The 16,852-nt window shown below is 71.9% G+C and carries 17 protein-coding genes; 14 read left to right on the top strand and 3 right to left on the bottom strand.

What is annotated here, in order from left to right; translation table 11 throughout:
• Nucleotides 1-38 precede the first annotated feature (38 nt).
• Nucleotides 39-611, bottom strand: coding sequence for a rhodanese-like domain-containing protein (locus tag ACFWRV_RS28760; protein ID WP_384338640.1), 573 nt, complete (start codon nt 609-611; stop codon nt 39-41).
• Nucleotides 612-684: 73 nt separating this feature from the next.
• Here ACFWRV_RS28760 and ACFWRV_RS28755 point away from each other — a divergent pair, with 73 nt between their 5' ends.
• From ACFWRV_RS28755 to ACFWRV_RS28735, 5 genes are all read left to right on the top strand, one after another.
• The gene (locus tag ACFWRV_RS28755; protein ID WP_384338639.1) at nt 685-1,419 is read left to right on the top strand and encodes a PIG-L deacetylase family protein; all 735 of its coding nucleotides are present in this window, start codon (nt 685-687) and stop codon (nt 1,417-1,419) included.
• A 57-nt stretch (nt 1,420-1,476) separates the two neighbouring features.
• Entirely contained in the window at nt 1,477-2,076 is a 600-nt protein-coding gene (locus ACFWRV_RS28750) for a helix-turn-helix domain-containing protein (protein WP_384338638.1), read from the top strand.
• A 130-nt stretch (nt 2,077-2,206) separates the two neighbouring features.
• Nucleotides 2,207-3,172 (top strand): NADPH:quinone oxidoreductase family protein, encoded by a 966-nt coding sequence (locus ACFWRV_RS28745; RefSeq protein WP_384338637.1) that lies wholly within the window; start codon nt 2,207-2,209, stop codon nt 3,170-3,172.
• Nucleotides 3,169-4,362: an acyl-CoA dehydrogenase family protein gene (locus tag ACFWRV_RS28740; protein ID WP_384338636.1), complete on the top strand. Its 1,194-nt coding sequence runs from the start codon at nt 3,169-3,171 to the stop codon at nt 4,360-4,362. Before ACFWRV_RS28745 ends, ACFWRV_RS28740 begins: the two co-directional genes overlap by 4 nt.
• The gene (locus ACFWRV_RS28735) at nt 4,359-5,477 is read left to right on the top strand and encodes an acyl-CoA dehydrogenase family protein (RefSeq protein WP_384338635.1); all 1,119 of its coding nucleotides are present in this window, start codon (nt 4,359-4,361) and stop codon (nt 5,475-5,477) included. Before ACFWRV_RS28740 ends, ACFWRV_RS28735 begins: the two co-directional genes overlap by 4 nt.
• Nucleotides 5,478-5,556: 79 nt before the next feature.
• Here ACFWRV_RS28735 and ACFWRV_RS28730 read toward each other — a convergent pair whose 3' ends face one another.
• Nucleotides 5,557-6,264 (bottom strand): FadR/GntR family transcriptional regulator, encoded by a 708-nt coding sequence (locus ACFWRV_RS28730; RefSeq protein WP_384338634.1) that lies wholly within the window; start codon nt 6,262-6,264, stop codon nt 5,557-5,559.
• A gap of 205 nt (nt 6,265-6,469) precedes the next feature.
• Here ACFWRV_RS28730 and ACFWRV_RS28725 point away from each other — a divergent pair, with 205 nt between their 5' ends.
• From ACFWRV_RS28725 to ACFWRV_RS28685, 9 genes are all read left to right on the top strand, one after another.
• On the top strand, nt 6,470-7,702 hold the full coding sequence (locus ACFWRV_RS28725) for an aminotransferase class V-fold PLP-dependent enzyme (RefSeq protein WP_384338633.1): 1,233 nt from the start codon (nt 6,470-6,472) through the stop codon (nt 7,700-7,702).
• Nucleotides 7,699-9,006 carry an ABC transporter substrate-binding protein gene (locus ACFWRV_RS28720; protein ID WP_384338632.1) on the top strand — a complete coding sequence of 436 codons (1,308 nt, stop codon included), beginning with the start codon at nt 7,699-7,701 and terminating at the stop codon, nt 9,004-9,006. The genes ACFWRV_RS28725 and ACFWRV_RS28720 overlap by 4 nt, the downstream gene beginning before the upstream one ends.
• A gap of 1 nt (nt 9,007) precedes the next feature.
• Nucleotides 9,008-9,988, top strand: a complete 981-nt coding sequence (locus tag ACFWRV_RS28715) for a carbohydrate ABC transporter permease (protein WP_384338631.1) — start codon at nt 9,008-9,010, stop codon at nt 9,986-9,988.
• Nucleotides 9,985-10,821: a carbohydrate ABC transporter permease gene (locus ACFWRV_RS28710; protein WP_384338630.1), complete on the top strand. Its 837-nt coding sequence runs from the start codon at nt 9,985-9,987 to the stop codon at nt 10,819-10,821. Before ACFWRV_RS28715 ends, ACFWRV_RS28710 begins: the two co-directional genes overlap by 4 nt.
• Nucleotides 10,822-10,938: 117 nt before the next feature.
• Nucleotides 10,939-12,555, top strand: a complete 1,617-nt coding sequence (locus ACFWRV_RS28705) for an ABC transporter substrate-binding protein (RefSeq protein WP_384338629.1) — start codon at nt 10,939-10,941, stop codon at nt 12,553-12,555.
• Nucleotides 12,556-12,578: 23 nt separating this feature from the next.
• Complete coding sequence (locus ACFWRV_RS28700) at nt 12,579-13,544, top strand: ABC transporter permease (protein ID WP_384338643.1); 966 nt, start codon at nt 12,579-12,581, stop codon at nt 13,542-13,544.
• Nucleotides 13,537-14,394, top strand: a complete 858-nt coding sequence (locus ACFWRV_RS28695; RefSeq protein ID WP_384338628.1) for an ABC transporter permease — start codon at nt 13,537-13,539, stop codon at nt 14,392-14,394. The genes ACFWRV_RS28700 and ACFWRV_RS28695 overlap by 8 nt, the downstream gene beginning before the upstream one ends.
• 77 nt (nt 14,395-14,471) lie before the next feature.
• A complete protein-coding gene (locus tag ACFWRV_RS28690) occupies nt 14,472-15,401 on the top strand; it encodes an ABC transporter ATP-binding protein (protein ID WP_384338642.1) in 930 nt (309 codons plus the stop codon).
• Complete coding sequence (locus ACFWRV_RS28685) at nt 15,394-16,068, top strand: ABC transporter ATP-binding protein (protein ID WP_384338627.1); 675 nt, start codon at nt 15,394-15,396, stop codon at nt 16,066-16,068. Before ACFWRV_RS28690 ends, ACFWRV_RS28685 begins: the two co-directional genes overlap by 8 nt.
• A gap of 59 nt (nt 16,069-16,127) precedes the next feature.
• Here the strand turns inward: ACFWRV_RS28685 and ACFWRV_RS28680 are convergent, their stop codons facing one another.
• Nucleotides 16,128-16,832 carry a GPR1/FUN34/YaaH family transporter gene (locus ACFWRV_RS28680; protein ID WP_384338626.1) on the bottom strand — a complete coding sequence of 235 codons (705 nt, stop codon included), beginning with the start codon at nt 16,830-16,832 and terminating at the stop codon, nt 16,128-16,130.
• Between the last annotated feature and the right edge of the window lie 20 nt (nt 16,833-16,852).

The raw sequence follows: 16,852 nt of genomic DNA, 5'->3' as shown, positions 1-16,852 counted from the left end.
GCCCCGGGGTGGTCGCGGACCCGGCCCGGCCCGCCGGATCAGCGCTGGAGCTCCTCCAGCGTGGAATCCAGGTCGCCGGCGGAACGCGGGGCGCGGTTGTACGGCAGCTTCGAGAGGACCGCCGCCATGCCGCAGGTGTTGCTGAGCGCCGAATACACCAGGCCCGTGCCGACGCCCGCCGACAGCCAGCGCGCCGCCGGGAAACGGATACCGGCCACCAGTCCCGCCACCACCAGCGAACCCGCCGCGAGCCGCACCTGACGCTCCATGGGCCACGTGGTGCGCGCACCCTCGGGGCGGTCCAGGCCGCGGCCGTCGCCCTCCCAGGCCGACGTACCGCCGGTCAGCGTCACGGCCTCGATGTCCGCGCCCGCCAGGATCTCGCAGGCCCGCGTGGACCGGACCCCGGAAGCGCACACCACCAGCAGGGAACCGCGCGCGGAGGCGGACTTGAGCGCGGGCAGCGCGTCGGGGAGCTTGTCGAGCGGGATGTTCAGGGCGCCGGGGACATGCCCGGCGGCGTACTCTCCCGGAGCCCGTACGTCGATGACGGTGAACTCCTCCAGACGGGCTGCGGCCTGAGCGGGGGAGAGGGATGCGGGGCTGGTCACGAGCGGATGTCCTTTCGTTCGCCGGACTCCAGCCTCGCACGCCGGCCGCCGGAGCCGGGGGTAGCCTGCCCGTATGACGCCGCAGCGACTCGAACCGATGCCCGTCGACTGGCAGCGCGCCCTGGCCGTCGTCGCCCACCCCGACGACCTGGAGTACGGGGCGGCCGCCGCCGTGGCCGAGTGGACCGACGGCGGCCGCGAGGTCGTCTACCTCCTCGCCAGCCGCGGCGAGGCCGGGATCGACACCCTGCCGCCCGAGGAGTGCGCACCGGTGCGCGAGCGGGAGCAGCGGGCGAGCGCCGCCGTCGTCGGCGTGCGGACCGTGGAGTTCCTGGACCACCGCGACGGCGTCATCGAATACGGCACCGGGCTGCGCCGGGACATCGCCGCGGCCATCCGCCGGCACCGCCCCGAACTGGTGGTCACCCTCAACCACCGGGACACCTGGGGCGGGGCCGCCTGGAACACCCCCGACCACCGGGCGGTCGGGCGCGCCACGCTGGACGCGGTCGCCGACGCGGGCAACCGCTGGATCTTCCCCGAACTCACCGAGCGGGGACTCCAGCCGTGGGACGGGGTGCGCTGGACCGCCGTGGCGGGCAGCGACCGGCCCACCCACGCGGTCGACGCGACGGCCGGTCTCGAACGCTCGGTCCAGTCGCTGCTGGAGCACCGCACGTACATCGAGGCGCTGACCCAACAGGACCCGGAGCGGTACTGCCGGACTTTCCTGACGGGCATGGTGGAGGCCGCCGCCGAGCAGTTCGACGGCCGGCCGGCGGTCACCTTCGAGGTCCTCGCGCACTGAGCCAGGGGTTCCGGCCGCATTATTGACAAACCGGCTTGCCGATTCTGCAATGGCCGGATGAAGGAACACGACCGGGACGACCCGGAACTGGAGTCCGTCCTCTCCGGCGTCGGTCCCCGCTTGCGCCGGCTGCGCAAGGACCGCGGGGTCACCCTCGCCGCCCTCTCGGCCGCCACCGGCATCTCCGTCTCCACGCTCTCCCGGCTGGAGTCCGGCGGCCGTCGCCCCAGCCTCGAACTGATGCTGCCGATCGCCCGCGCCCACGAGGTGCCGCTCGACGACCTGGTGGGCGCCGCACCCGTCGGCGACCCCCGGGTGCGGGCCAAGCCGATCGTGCAGCACGGCCGGACCATGCTGCCGCTGACCGCCCGGCCGGGCGGCCTCCAGGCCTACAAGCTGATCCAGGAGCCGGGCGGCGGCGGCCCGCCGGAGCAGCGCACGCACGAGGGGTACGAGTGGCTGTTCGTGCTCTCCGGGAGGCTGCGGCTGCTGCTGGCCGAACACGATCTGGTGCTGGAGCCGGGGGAGGCCGCCGAGTTCGACACCCGGCTGCCGCACTGGTTCGGCCCGGCCGAGGACGAGACGGTGGAGTTCCTGAGCCTCTTCGGCCCGCAGGGCGAGCGCATGCACGTACGGGCGAAGCCCAAGCGCGCCTGAGGCTCCGCGGCGCCCCGGGGGCGGGTCAGGGGTGTTCCCAGATCGGCAAGCGACCGCTTAGTATGCGGCGCAGCAGTGGTAATGCCGACCGCTCCGGCGGTTGACGCCGACAGTGTTGTGGAGGCCCCTCATGCAGGCATGGCGAGTACACCGGAACGGCGAGCCGGGCGAGGTGATGCGGCTGGAGGAGACGGACCGGCCCACGCCCGGCGACGGGCAGGTGCTCGTCGAGGTCCGCGCGGCGAACGTCAACTTCCCCGACGCCCTGCTGTGCCGGGGCCAGTACCAGGTGCGGCCGCCGCTGCCGTTCACCCCGGGCGTCGAGGTGTGCGGCGTGACCGAGGACGGGCGGCGGGTCCTCGCCACCCCGGCCCTGCCCCACGGCGGCTTCGCCGACCACGTGGTCGCGGACGAGGCGGCCCTGCTGCCCGCCCCCGACGCCTTGGACGACGCCGAAGCGGCCGCTCTGCACATCGGCTACCAGACCGGCTGGTTCGGCCTGCACCGCCGCGCGAACCTCCAGCCCGGCGAGACCCTCCTCGTCCACGCGGCGGCCGGCGGCGTCGGCAGCGCGGCCGTCCAGCTCGGCAAGGCCGCGGGCGCCAAGGTCATCGGCGTCGTCGGCGGCCCGGAGAAGGCGGCCGTCGCCCGCGAGCTCGGCTGCGACCTGGTCATCGACCGGCGCACCGAGGACATCGTCGCCGCCGTGAAGGAAGCCACCGGCGGGCGCGGCGCGGACGTCGTCTACGACCCGGTCGGCGGCGATGCGTACGCCAAGTCCACCAAGTGCGTCGCCTTCGAGGGCCGCATCCTCGTCGTCGGCTTCGCCAGCGGCGTCATCCCCACCCCGGGCCTCAACCACGCCCTGGTGAAGAACTACTCCGTCGTCGGACTGCACTGGGGCCTCTACAACGCCAAGGACCCGGCCGCCGTCCGCGCCTGCCACGACGAGCTGACCAAGCTCGCCGACCAGGGCATCGTCAAACCCCTGGTCAGTGAGCGTGTCGCGATGGCCGGAGCGGCCGACGCCGTCCAGCGCGTCGCCGACGGCACCAGCACCGGCCGCATCGTCGTCCTGCCCGGAGGCGCCCGATGAGCCCCGCAGTCGACGCCGCCGAGGTCCGCCGCCGCACCCGCGAGCTGCTCGCCGCGCACCCGCCCGCCACCACCGACCGCACCGACTTCCTGAAGGCCCGTTTCGACGCCGGCCTCGCCTGGGTCCACTACCCGGCCGGCCTCGGCGGACTCGACGCGCCCCGCTCCCTCCAGCAGGTCGCCGACGCCGAACTCGCCGCCGCCGACGCGCCCGACAACGACCCGCGCCGTATCGGCATCGGCCTCGGCATGGCCGCCCCCACCATCCTCGGCTTCGGCACCGACGAGCAGAAGCACCGCTTCCTGCGCCCCCTGTGGGTCGGTGAGGAGGTCTGGTGCCAGCTCTTCAGCGAACCCGGCGCCGGGTCCGACCTCGCGGCGCTGGCCACCCGGGCCGTGAGGGACGAGAACGGTGACTGGATCGTCGACGGGCAGAAGGTCTGGACGTCCAGCGCCCACCTGGCCCGCTGGGCGATCCTCATCGCCCGCACCGACCCGGACCTCCCCAAGCACCGCGGCATCAGCTACTTCATCTGTGACATGACCGACCCCGGCGTCGAGGTCCGGCCGCTGCGCCAGATCACCGGCGAGGCCGAGTTCAACGAGGTCTTCCTCACCGGCGTACGCATCCCGGACAGCCACCGGCTCGGACCCGTCGGCGAGGGGTGGAAGGTCGCCCAGACGACCCTGATGAACGAGCGTGTCTCCATCGGCGGCTCCCGCATCCCCCGCGAGGGCGGCATGATCGGCCCGGTCTCGCAGACCTGGCGCGACCGCCCCGACCTGCGCACCCCCGACACCCACCAGCGCCTGCTGACCCTCTGGGTGGAGGCCGAGGTCGCCCGGCTCACCGGCGAGCGGCTGCGCCAGCAACTCGTCGCCGGACAGCCGGGCCCCGAGGGCTCGGGCATGAAGCTCGCCTTCGCCCGGCTCAACCAGGAGATCAGCGGCCTGGAGGTCGAACTGCTCGGCGACGAGGGGCTGTTGTACGGCGACTGGACCATGAGCCGCCCGGAACTGGTCGACTTCACCGGACGGGACGCCGGTTACCGCTATCTGCGCTCCAAGGGCAACTCCATCGAGGGCGGCACCAGCGAGGTCCTGCTGAACATCGTGGCCGAGCGCGTCCTCGGCCTGCCCGCCGAACCCCGCAACGACAAGGACGTCGCCTGGAAGGACCTGAGCCGATGACCCCGCCCGCCCAGCCCCCCGCCACCCCCGACCTGCTCTACACCCAGGACGAGGAGGACCTGCGTTCCGCCGTGCGCGCCCTCCTCGCCGACCGGGCCGACGCGCCGACGGTGATCGCGGCGACCGAGTCCGACACGCCGTACGACCCGCGGCTGTGGTCCTCGCTCGCCACCGGCATCGGCGCGGCCGGACTCCTCGTCCCCGAGAAGCTCGGCGGCCAGGGCGCGTCCCACCGCGAGGCCGCCGTGGTCCTGGAGGAGCTGGGCCGCAGCGTCGCCCCCGCCCCGTACCTGACCAGCTCCGTCGTGGCGACCGAGACCCTGCTCGCGCTGGGCGCGGAGGCCGGCCCGGCCGCCATGCTCCTGGGCGAACTGGCCTCGGGCGCCCGTACGGCCGTGCTCGCCGTGCCCTTCGCGACCCCGCCCGCCGGGGCGGACGCGGCCATCGCCGCGCCGGCCGGGACGGTACGCGGCGTCGCCGACGCGGCGGCCGCCGACGTGCTGCTGGTGCCGACCGCGGAGGGGCTGTACGCGGTCGAGGCATCGGACCCCGGGGTCGCCGTCCAGCCCCTCGTCCCGCTCGACCTGACCCGCCCGCTCGCCGCCGTCACCCTGGCGAGCGCGACCGGGACCCTGCTGGCCGACGCGGGCGCGAGCGCCGCCGCCGTACGGCGCGGACTGCTGGCCGGAGCCGGACTGCTCGCCTCCGAACAGCTCGGGATCGCCGAGTGGTGCCTGACCGAGACCGTCCGCCACACCCGCGAACGCCACCAGTTCAACCGGCCCGTGGGCTCCTTCCAATCGCTCAAGCACCGGATGGCGCAGCTCTGGCTGGAGGTCGTCTCCGCCCGCGCCGCCGCCCGCAACGCCGCCGACGCGCTGGCCACCGACAGCCCCGACGCCCCGCTCGCGGTCGCGGTGGCCCAGGCCTACTGCTCGGGCGTCGCGGTCCACGCCGCCGAGGAGTGCGTCCAGTTGCACGGCGGGATCGGCATGACCTGGGAACACCCCGCCCACCTGTACCTCAAGCGCGCCAAGGCCGACTCGATCGCGTACGGCACGGCGGGCGGCCACCGCCGGGCCGTGGCGGAACTTGCGGAGCTGCCGGCACCGTAGGCCTCCGCCCGGACCACATCCGGCCCCGGAAACCCTCTCGCGTCTGTCGCGGCGGGTTTCCGGGGCCGTCCGCGTGCCTTCAGGCGGGCTCCTCCGTCGCGTCCTCGGTCACCGGAGGGCGGGTGGCGCCGAGCCAGCGCTCACTGCGGGCGATGTGCGCCGCCGCCGCGCTCGCCGCGGCGGCCGGATCGCGGTTCGCCAGGGCGGCGACGATCGCCCGGTGGTCCTCGTCCCCCGCGCGCTTGAACTCCGGGCCCTCCGGCAGCGCGAACACGCGGTAGTGCCGGGACCGGGACCGGAAGACCGTCAGCAGCGCCTCCATCGAGGGGCTGCCGCCGATGCGGGCGATCTCCGCGTGGAACCGGTGGTCGTAGTCGGCGAACTCCGCCGGGTCCTCACTGGCCTCGATCGTCTCCAGCCAACCGTGGAGGGTGTCCAGCTCCTCGGGTGTGATCCGGGCGGCGGCCTGGGCCATCACGTGCGACTCCAGTACCCGCCTGATCTCGAAGAGCTCCAGCAGGCCGTCCAGGGGCAGCAGTTCGACGGTCAGGGACAGCCTCCCGAGCAGATCCTCGGGCCGCAGCGCGGAGACGTACGTCCCCGAGCCGTGCCGCGCCTCGGCCGCGCCCAGCGCCGCCAGCATCCGCACCGCCTCCCTCAGCGATCCCCGGGAGACTCCGAGCTCCTCGCAGAGGTCCGCTTCCGGTGGAAACCGCTGGCCGGCTCCGAGGCGGCCACTGGAGATCATGCGGCGCAGGCCGTGGAACGCCCTGTCGACTGCGGACATCGCTCTCTCTCTGTGTCGGCCCGGTGTCATGCCGAGCAGGCCGTCAGTTTAGGCGAGTCGTCGTATGTCATCGCAATGCAACAACAAGTCATTGGATAACTTGCGCCAAAGCCTTGCCCATCCGCCAGGGGGAGGGCAGTATTCCGGCCAAGTCATCACACCTCTTCCGTTCCATGTCTGATGTCCCACCGCCTCTGGGAGCCATGTGCGCACCATCGACCTCGCCCCCCGGCCGCTGGCCCTCCCCGACGGCCGTCCGGCCGTCGCCGCCTGGTCACTCGACCCGTCGGTCAAGCACCTGAACCACGGATCCTTCGGCGCCGTGCCGCTCGTCGCCCAGCGGGAACAGAACCGTCAGCGCCGGCTGATGGAGGCGTCACCCGTGCAGTGGTTTCCCGCGCTGCCGGGGAAGATCGCGGCCGCGCGGAGCGCGCTGGCCGGCTTCCTCGGGGTGGCGGCCGACGACCTCGCCCTCGTCCCCAATGCCAGCGCCGGCGCCAGCGTGGCCTACCACAGCCTCCCGGCACGCCCGGGTGGGGAGGTGCTGGTCACCGACCACGGCTACGGCGCGGTCACCATGGGGGCCGAACGCCTCGCCCGGCGGTGGGGCGGCACCGTGCGTACCGCCCACGTTCCGCTGGACGCCGACGAGGACACCGCTCACGCGTGCGTGAGCGCCGCGATCGGCGAGGCGACCGGCCTCGTCGTGATCGACCACATCACCTCGGCGACGGCCCGCTGGATGCCCGTCGGGCGCATCGCCGCCGAGGCGCGCCGCCGGGGCATCCCGGTCCTCGTGGACGGGGCCCATGTGCCCGGGCTCGCGGCCGACCCCCTCGCCGGAGTCGACTGCGACATCTGGGTCGGCAACCTGCACAAGTTCGGCTGCGCCCCGCGGGGGACGGCAGCGCTGGTCGCGCGTACCGCCCTGCGCGACAGCCTCTTCCCCCTCATCGACTCCTGGGGCGCCCGCGACCCCTTCCCCGACCGGTTCGACACCCAGGGCACCGTGGACGCCACCAGCTATCTCGCGGCCTCCACCGCGCTCGACTTCGTGGGCGGGACCTGGGGATGGGAGACCGCCCGCACCTACATGGACGAGCTGGCGGACTACGCGGAGCGGATCGTGGCCGAGGCGTTCTCCGAACTCACCGGCGAGGACTGCCGCGTGGACGTCGGCATGCCGGTCGGCGCCCTGCGGCTCGTACGCCTTCCCGCCCCGCTCGCCGCCACCCACGCCGAGGCCGATGCGCTGCGCGACCGGGTGGCGCGGGAGCTGGGCGTGGCGGCGGCGTTCACCAGCTTCGGCGGTGTCGGTTACCTGCGCCTGTCGACGCATGTGTACAACACGGCCGCCGACTTCGAGTACTTCGCCGAACGCTGCGTCCCCACACTCGGCGCCTGGTCCCGCAACGACTCCCACGGAGGACATCGATGAAACACAGGAACATGGTCGTCGCTCTGGGCCTGGCCCTCGGAATGACGGCGACCGGCTGCTCCGCCATGGGCGGCGGATCCGGCGACGGAACCGTCACCCTGAACATGGTCGAGAGCCTCACCAACCCCGCGCGCACGGAAGTGCTGCAGCAGCTCATCGGGGACTTCGAGAACCAGAACCCCAAGATCAAGGTGAATCTGGTGTCCCCGCCGACCGCGCAGGCGGACCAGAAGATCCAGCAGATGCTGCAGTCCGGCAGTGGAGTCGACACCGTCGAGGTCAGGGACATCACGGTCGGCCCCTGGTCGAACAACAAGTGGCTCCACGACATGGGTCCGGACCTGAAGGGCTGGTCCGGCTGGCAACAGCTCACCGAGAACGCCGTCGACGCCGCCAAGGACGAAGAAGGCCGAACGTACTTCGTGCCGTACGGCTTCTACGGGCTCAGCCTCTTCTACCGGAAGGACCTCATAGCCGAAGCCGGGTACGACAAGCCGCCCGCGACCTGGGACGAACTCCTCCAGCAGGCGAGCGCCGTCCAGGACCAGGGCAAGCGGCGCTACGGCTACGCCTTCCGCGGCGGGCCCAATGCCGTCAGCAACGTCACGGCGGTCATCGAGGCATACGTCGCCGACAGGATCGACCCCGCCGACGGCTACCGGCTGACCGACGGCAGCACGATCTTCTCCGCGCCGGAGGCGGCCGAGGCGCTCGCGACGTACATCGACCTCTTCAAGAAGGCCTCGCCACCGTCCTCGGTGGCCTGGGGCTATCCCGAAATGGTCGAGGGCTTCTCCAACGGATCCACGGCGTTCCTGCTCCAGGACCCCGAGGTGATCGCCACCTTGCGGAAGTCCAAGGCGATCACGGAGGAGCAGTGGACCACCGCCCCGCTGCTCGCGGGCCCGGGCGGGAAGGCCGTGCAGCCGCTGGCGACCGCCGGGTGGGGCGTGGCCAAGGGGAGCAAGCACAAGGCGGAGGCCGTGAAGCTGGTCGAGTTCCTGTCGCAGGGCGAGGCGTCCACCACGTTCGCCCAGGAGAACAGCCTCGTCCCGATCCTGAAGCGGGCGGCCGAGGACACCTTCTACAAGACAGGGCCCTGGGCCAGCTACGTCACGATGAACGAGAACCCGGAGCGGTATCTCACCGCCACCCAGCCCCGGGACGTGCCGTGGTTCACCGAGTGGACGCAGAAGGCCGACGCGGACGTCCAGCGCGTACTCCTCGGCAAGATGACGCAGAAACAACTCCTCGCCGACTGGGACGCGTACTGGACCGCCAAGCGCACGAGCGAGAAGAGCTGACATGCGCGCAGGTACGGCTCCACCCGCCCCGGAGAAGACCCGGCGACGCTCCGGGGGCCCGCACCCGGCGCGGCCGGCGGACGGCGGGCGGCGCAAGCGGGAATTCACCACGCGCAGAGGTCTGACCATCGCGGCGTTCATGGCGCCCGCGGTCGTCTTCGTCGCGTTCTTCACCTACTACCCGATGGTCGCCGGAAGCCAGATGGCCTTCCGGAACTGGAACCTCGCGGACCTGACGGACACATCCTTCGTCGGGTTCGGGAACTTCAAGGACATCTTCGGCGACCCGCTGTGGGGCACCGTACTGAGCAACACCGCCCTCTGGGTGGTCGCCTCGATCGTGCCCCAGCTGGTCATCGGCTTCGCGCTGGCGCTGTGGCTGCGACGCCGGTTCCGCTTCCGCGGCCTCTACCAGGCACTGATCTTCTTCCCCTGGGCGATATCCGGCTTCCTGATCGGCATCCTGTTCCGCTGGATGTTCAACAGTGAGTTCGGCGTCGTCAACGACCTGCTGATGAAGGCGTCCCTGATCGACGAGCCGGTGGCCTGGCTGGCCGACCCCAAGACAGCCATGGTCGCGATCATCGTCGCCAACATCTGGTACGGCGTGACCTTCTTCGCGATCATGATCCTCGCGGCGCTCCAGTCGATTCCCGACGAGATCTACGAAGCCGCCGCGCTCGACGGCGCCGGGAAGGTGCGCACCCTCTTCCGGATCACGATCCCCTACATCCGGGCCACGCTGGCCCTCACGGTGCTGCTGCGGGTCATCTGGATCTTCAACTTCCCGGACATCATCTTCGGCACCACGGGCGGCGGTCCGAACAACGAGACCCACATCGTCACCACCTGGATGATCACGATCATGCAGCAGGGCGACTACGGCAGGGCGTCCGCCCTCGGCCTGCTGATCGTCGCCGGGCTCCTGCTGTTCTCCGTCTTCTACCTCACGGCCACCAAAGAGAAGGGGGTGCGGCAGTGAACACCCGCGAGTCCCGGGCCGGCAGGGCCGCGAGGATCGGCTTCCTGACGCTCTGGCTGATCTTCACCGTCTTCCCGCTGTACTGGATCACCATCACGTCCTTCAAGCCCGCAGGCGCCATCTTCACCTTCCCCCTCGCGTACTGGCCCGAAGACTTCTCCCTGGAGAACTACTCCGGTCTGTTCGGTGCCTCCCAGTTCGGCACCTACCTCATGAACAGCCTGATCGTGTCGGCGGTGGCCGGGACCGTGGCGACCGTGATCTCGATGCTCTCGGCCTACGTACTCGCCCGGTTCGAGTTCCGGACCAAGACCGCGCTGCTGATGGCGGCCCTGGTCACCCAGATGATCCCCAGCTTCATCGCGCTGGGGCCGCTGTACCTGCTGATGACCGACCTGCGGCTCGTCGACAACCGACTCGGGCTCGTCCTCGTCTACATCGCGGTCTGCATCCCGTTCTGCACGGTCATGCTCCGCGGATTCTTCGCCAACATCCCGGACACCCTGGAGGAGGCGGCCATGATCGACGGCTGCTCACGGTTCGGCGCACTGTTCCGGGTGCTCCTGCCCGTGATGAAGCCGGGCATCGTGGCGGCCTTCATCTTCAACTTCGTCAACTGCTGGAACGAGCTGTTCCTGTCCGTCACGCTGATGAACAGCGACGACAACAAGACCGTGCCGACCGCTCTCAACGGCTTCATCTCCAGCTTCAACATCGACTGGGGTTCGATGTCCGCGGCGGCCGTCCTGACGATCCTCCCGACCATGGTGCTGTTCGCCTTCGCCAGCCGGCACATCGTGCAGGGCCTCACCGCGGGGGCGGTCAAGGGGTGACACCGACCGGGGGCGCCGCCGCCGCGATCACCGGTCGAAGACGGGCGACGACAGAGCGTGCTGTTTAATTGCGTATTGCTCGCAACTACAGTCGATCTTGAACAGGGAGTGCAGAGTATGACGGCCCGATCGATACGGGTGGCGGTCACCGCCACACTGGTGACCGCCCTCTCCCTGACCGCGGCAGCCTGCTCGAACCCGGACAGCGACAAAAGCGGATCCGGTTCGGGCTCCACCTCGGCCGTGGTCGGCATCGCCTACGAGCCCGACAGCCTCAGCCCGCTGCTCGGCTACGGCAAGGACGGCAACTCCAAGATCTTCGACGGGCTGCTCGCCCTGGACGCGGACATGAAGCTCCGTCCCGCCCTCGCCGCCGAACTTCCCGAGGTCAGCGCCGACGGACTGACGTACACGTACAAGCTGCGCCAGGGCGTGAAGTTCAGCGACGGCAAGGCGTTCGGCGCCAAGGACGTCGTCTTCACCTACCGCACCATCCTCGACGAGAAGACCAACAACCCCTCCCGCACCGAGCTGGACGCCGTCGAGGACGTCACGGCGAAGGGCGAGGACACGGTCGTCTTCACCCTCAAGTACCCCTACGCGCCGTTCGCCCAGCGCACCGTCCTGCCCATCGCCCCCGAGCACATCGCGGGCAAGCAGGACGTCAATACCGGGGCCTTCACCACCCGCCCCATCGGCACCGGGCCCTACGTCCTCAGCAAGTGGTCCAAGGGCGAGAAGCTCAGCTTCACCGCCAACCCCGACTACTGGGGCGGCGAGCCGGAGGTGAAGAAGTTCACCATGGCGATCATCAAGGACGACGACGTACGCGCCACCCGGCTGCGCTCCGGCGACCTCGACGGCGCGATCCTGCCGCCCAACCTCGCCAAGGGCTTCGCGGACGACGAACGCAAGAAGACGTACGCCGCGAACAGCTACGACTACCGCACGGTGACCCTCCCGACGCACAACAAGGTCGCCGGGGACACCGCCGTGCGCCGCGCCCTCGACGTCGCCGTCGACCGTGAGACCATGGTGAAGGCCATCCTCAACGGAGACGGCAAGCCCGCCTACGGCCCCGTCCCCACCGACAGCGAGTGGTTCACCCAGGGCACCGAGCGTCAGCACGACCTCGCCGCCGCCAAGAAGATCCTGGACGAGGCCGGCTGGAAGCCCGGCAAGGACGGCGTCCGGGTCAAGGACGGCGTCCGCGCCGCCTTCCCGCTCTGGTATCTGACCGGCGACAAGCTCCGCCAGGAGCACGCCCTCGCCTACGCCTCCGACGCCAAGAAGGCCGGCATCGCGATCACCGCCGAGGCCGGCACCTGGGAGGTCATCGAGCCCCGGATGAAGCAGGACGCCGTGCTCGCGGGCGGCGGCTCCCCGGCCGACCCGGACTTCGACCAGTACACCCTGCTGAAGTCCTCCCTCGCCGGCGACGGCTTCAACAACATGGCCTGGTACGACAACAAGGCCGTCGACGCCGCGATCGAGGCGGGCCGCAGGAGCGGGAAGAAGGCCGAGCGGAAGAAGGCGTACGACACCGTCCAGCGCGAGCTGGTGAAGAACCCGGGCTACACCTTCCTCACCCACATCGACCACCTCTACGTCGTCGACGACCGCTTCGGCCCCCTCACCACCCAGGTCGAGCCGCACGACCACGGGCTGGCCTCCGGCCCCTGGTGGAACGTCGAGAAGTGGTCCACCGAGGGCGCCGGGGACACGAAGAAGTGAGCCGACGCCTCCCCTGGGGGCCGATGGCGCGGATGGCGGGACGGCGGGCCCTGTTCGCCGTCCCCGTCCTCGGCGTCGTCACCTTCGGCGTGTTCGCCGTCGCCGCCGCGTCCCCCTTCGACCCCGTCAAGGCGTACGCGGGAACCGCCGGCCTCACCGCGTCGCAGGAGAACCTCGACCAGCTGCGGGCCAACCTCGGCGTCGACCAGCCGCTCGTCGCCCGCTGGTGGGACTGGCTGACCTCCGCCCTCCAGGGCGACTTCGGCGATTCCAGCGTGATGCGCCAGCCGGTCGCCGACGTCATCGCGGAGCGCATGGGCTGGTCCGTCCTGCTCGCCGCCACCGCCTTCCTCATCGCGATCCTCCTCGGCACCGGCCTCGGCGTCCTCGCCGCCCGCCGGCCCGGCGGCTGGCTCGACCGGTGCGTCAGCTCCGCCGCGTACACCCTGGAGGCCGCCCCCGCGTTCTGGCTCGGCCTCCTCGCCATCTGGTTCTTCGCCCTGAAGCTCGACGTCCTCCCGGCCGGCGGGCTCACCGACGCCGCCAGCGACGTCATCACCTTCGGCCAGGTCGCCTCGCACCTCGTGCTGCCCGCCGCGGTCCTCGGGATCTCCCAGCTGCCGTGGTTCTTCCTGTACGTACGCCAAGGGGTCGCCGACGCCCTCGCCGAGGACCCGGTCCGCGGCGCCCGTGCCCGGGGACTGAGCGAACGCACCGTGCTCCTCGGCCACGCCCTGCGCTCCGGGATGCTGCCGATGCTCACCCTGATCGGCTCCCGCGTCCCCGAACTCATCACCGGCGCCCTGCTCGTGGAGACGGTCTTCAGCTGGCCCGGCATCGCCGCCGCCACCGTCGAGGCCGCCACCTCCGTCGACTTCTCCCTGCTCGCCGCGCTCACGGTGCTCGCCACCGCCGCCGTCCTGCTCGGCAACCTGCTCTCCGACCTCCTCTACGGACTCGCCGACCCCCGGGTGGCCTTCGATGGCTGAGACCGCACTCGACCAGCCCGGCCGCACCACGCGCCGTGTCCGGGTCGTCACCTCGGCCGTGATCGTCGTCGCCGTCGCCCTGGCCGTCCTCGTCGTCCCGCCGCTGACCCAGCTCGACCAGCAGGCCGTCGACCTGGCCAACAAGCTCCACCCGCCGTCCTGGTCCCACCCCTTCGGCACCGACGACGTCGGCCGCGACCTCCTGCTGCGCTGCGTCTACGGCCTGCGCGTCTCCCTGCTCGTCGGCCTGGTCGCGGCCCTCACCGCCACCGTCATCGGCACCGCGATCGGGGCGCTCGCCGGGGCGTTCGGCGGCTGGACCGACCGGGTCGTGATGCGCGTCGTCGACGCCCTGTCCTCGATCCCGCATCTGCTGCTGGGCATCTTCATCGTCGCGATGTTCCGGCCCGGCGTCTGGCCGGTGATCATCTCGGTCGCCCTGACCCACTGGATCTCCACCGCCCGGATCGTCCGCTCCGAGGTCCTCTCCCTGCGCTCGCGCCCCTTCATCGACGCGGCCATCTCCGGCGGCGCCTCCCGCACCCGGGTCATCGCACGCCACCTGCTGCCCGGCGTGCTCCCGCAGGCCGGTCTGGCGGCCGTGCTGATGGTGCCGCACGCGATGTGGCACGAGTCGGCGCTGTCGTTCCTCGGGCTCGGGCTCCCGGCCCATCAGGCGAGCCTCGGCAACCTCGTCCAGTCCGCGCGCGGTTCGCTGCTCGCGGGGGACTGGTGGCCGACCCTCTTCCCCGGCCTCTTCCTGATCATCCCGACCCTCGCGCTGGCCGGTCTCGCCGGAGCCTGGCGCGACCGGATCAACCCGCGCCGGAAATCGGAGCTGATGCTGTGACCGCCGACCGAGCGACCGCCTCGTCGGGCCGTGACGTCCCCGTCCTCGACGTCCGGGACCTCTCCGTCCGCTTCCGGATGCGCGGCGGCCGGGACATCGCCGCCGTCACCGACGCCCGCTTCTCCGTCGCGCCCGGGGAGTGCCTGGCCCTGGTCGGCGAGAGCGGCTGCGGCAAGTCCGTGCTGGCCTCCGCCCTGCTCGGGCTGCTCCCCGCCAACGCCGCCACCACCGGCAGCGCCGTCCTCGGCGGGGACACGGACCTGCTCACCGCCGGCGAACGCACCCTCGCCCGCACCGTTCGGGGACGGCGCATCGGCCTCGTACCGCAGAGCCCCGCCGCCCACCTCACCCCCGTGCGCACGGTGCGCGCCCAACTGGAGGAGAGCCTGCGCGAGCTGACCGGGGTGCGGGGGAGCGCCCTGCCCGGGGCGGCCCTGGCCGCGGCCGCCCGCGCCTCGTTCCCCGCCGACCACCTCGACCGCTACCCGCACGAGCTCTCCGGCGGCCTCGCCCAGCGCGCCGCGACCGCCCTCGCCCTGATCGGCGACGCCCCGCTGCTGCTCGCCGACGAACCGACCACCGGGCTCGACCGGGACCTCGTCGAGCGGACGGTGGACGAACTGCGCCGCCACACCGACGAGGGCCGGGCGCTGCTGATCATCACCCACGATCTGGCCGCCGCCGAACGGATCGCGGACCGGGTCGCCGTGATGTACGCGGGACGGATCGTCGAGATCGCGGAGGCGGCCCTCTTCTTCGGCGAACCCGGCCCCCGACACCCGTACGCCAAGGGCCTCCTGGCGGCCCTGCCCGAGCGGGACTTCACCCCGATACCCGGGATGCCGCCGGAGCTGGGGGCACTGCCCGGGGGCTGCGCCTTCGCCGACCGCTGCGGGTACGCCGACGCCCGCTGCACCGGCGAACGCCCGGCCTTCACGGCGGGCCTGGCCTGCCACCACGCGCCGACCGGCCGGGCGCACCCCGCCAAGGAGGCCGCCGATGCTTGAGCTGACCCGGATCACCGCCGGCTACGACCGCCGCGACCCCGTCGTCCGCGAGGTGTCCCTCGACGTGGCGGCCGGCGAGGCGGTCGGGCTGCTGGGCCCCAGCGGCTGCGGCAAGTCCACCCTGGCCAAGGTCGCCGCCCTCCTGCACCGCCCGGACGCCGGAACCATGACCCTGGACGGCACGGTGATACGCGGCTGGCGGCACCGCGCCCCGCAGGAGCAGCGCACGGCGATCGGCGTCGTCTTCCAGCAGCCCCGGCTCTCCGCCGACCCCCGCCTCAGCCTGCGCGAGCTGATCGCGCAGCCGCTGCGGTCCACCGGCCGCCGCCGGGACGTCGCCGAGCGGGTGGCGGAACTCGCCGCGCTGGTCGGTCTCTCCGGCGAGCTGCTGGAGCGCCGCCCGCACGCGGTGAGCGACGGCCAGCTCCAGCGGGCCTGCCTGGCCCGGGCCCTGGTGCTGCGGCCCCGGCTGCTGATCTGCGACGAGATGACCGCGATGCTCGACGCGTCCACCACGGCCGCCCTGGTCGCCGTCGTCGAGCGCTACCGCGCCGACTCCTCGGCGGCCCTGCTGGCCGTCGGCCACGACCGGGTGCTGCTGGAGCGCTGGTGCGACCGTACGGTCCGCTGGGGCGAGTGCCACGCCGGGAAGGCACCGGCCGGGTAACGGTTCCCGGCCGGCGCCCAGCGCGACCCGGATTGCCGTCCTGCGGACAGACCGGGCCCTCAGAGCTGGTGGCGGACTCCGGCCTCCTGCTGGGCCTCGGTGAGCTGCTTGCGCAGGTCGCCCTCGATGGACTCACGGGCCTTCCCGCGGCGGAAGAGGGGGAGCACGGTGCGCTGTTTGCCGTCCTCGACGAGCAGGGCGAGCCCGCCGTAGAGAGCGAAGACGCCGATGCCGAGACCTGCCCAGCCCGCCGCGGTCTGGAAGACGTTCCCCAGGCCCGCCTCGTAGAGGCCGGTGAGGGCGAACCGCACCGCGGTGAGGGTGAGGAGGACGGCGAACAGGGGCTTGGACTGCACGGCCGCCCCGGCCAGAGCGAGCACGAACGGGACGAGTGCCAGGAGGAAGACGGCCTGGGCCACCACCGGCTCGCCGGGCGGGGAGTCCAGGGAGGTCACGCTCGTTCCGGCCCAGGCGGCGCCGAGCAGCAGCAGCGCCGTGCCGGCCCCGGCGTCACGGGCCAGGAAGGCGAAGACGCCCCCCACGAGTTGGAGCGGAACGACGAAGATGAGGACGAGGAGCAGGAGGATGCTGCTCTGCGCGGCCGGTACCCAGCCGAGTTGGAGGGAGGACAGCACCGTGCTGCCCATGCCGAGGGCGAAGAAGCCCAGCGGCAGCGGGCTGGCGATGGGGCGCAGCACGATCCGCGTCACGGCGTCGGTCGTCAGCGGTTCTGCAGGGCTGGTAGGGCTGGATTCCTGAGTCACCGCGCAAGCGTACGAGTTCC

It is taken from the genome of Streptomyces sp. NPDC058576, from assembly GCF_042718715.1.
In the GTDB taxonomy this organism is placed as follows: Bacteria; Actinomycetota; Actinomycetes; order Streptomycetales; family Streptomycetaceae; genus Streptomyces.
This window is presented reverse-complemented; position numbering and strand designations above follow the sequence as displayed.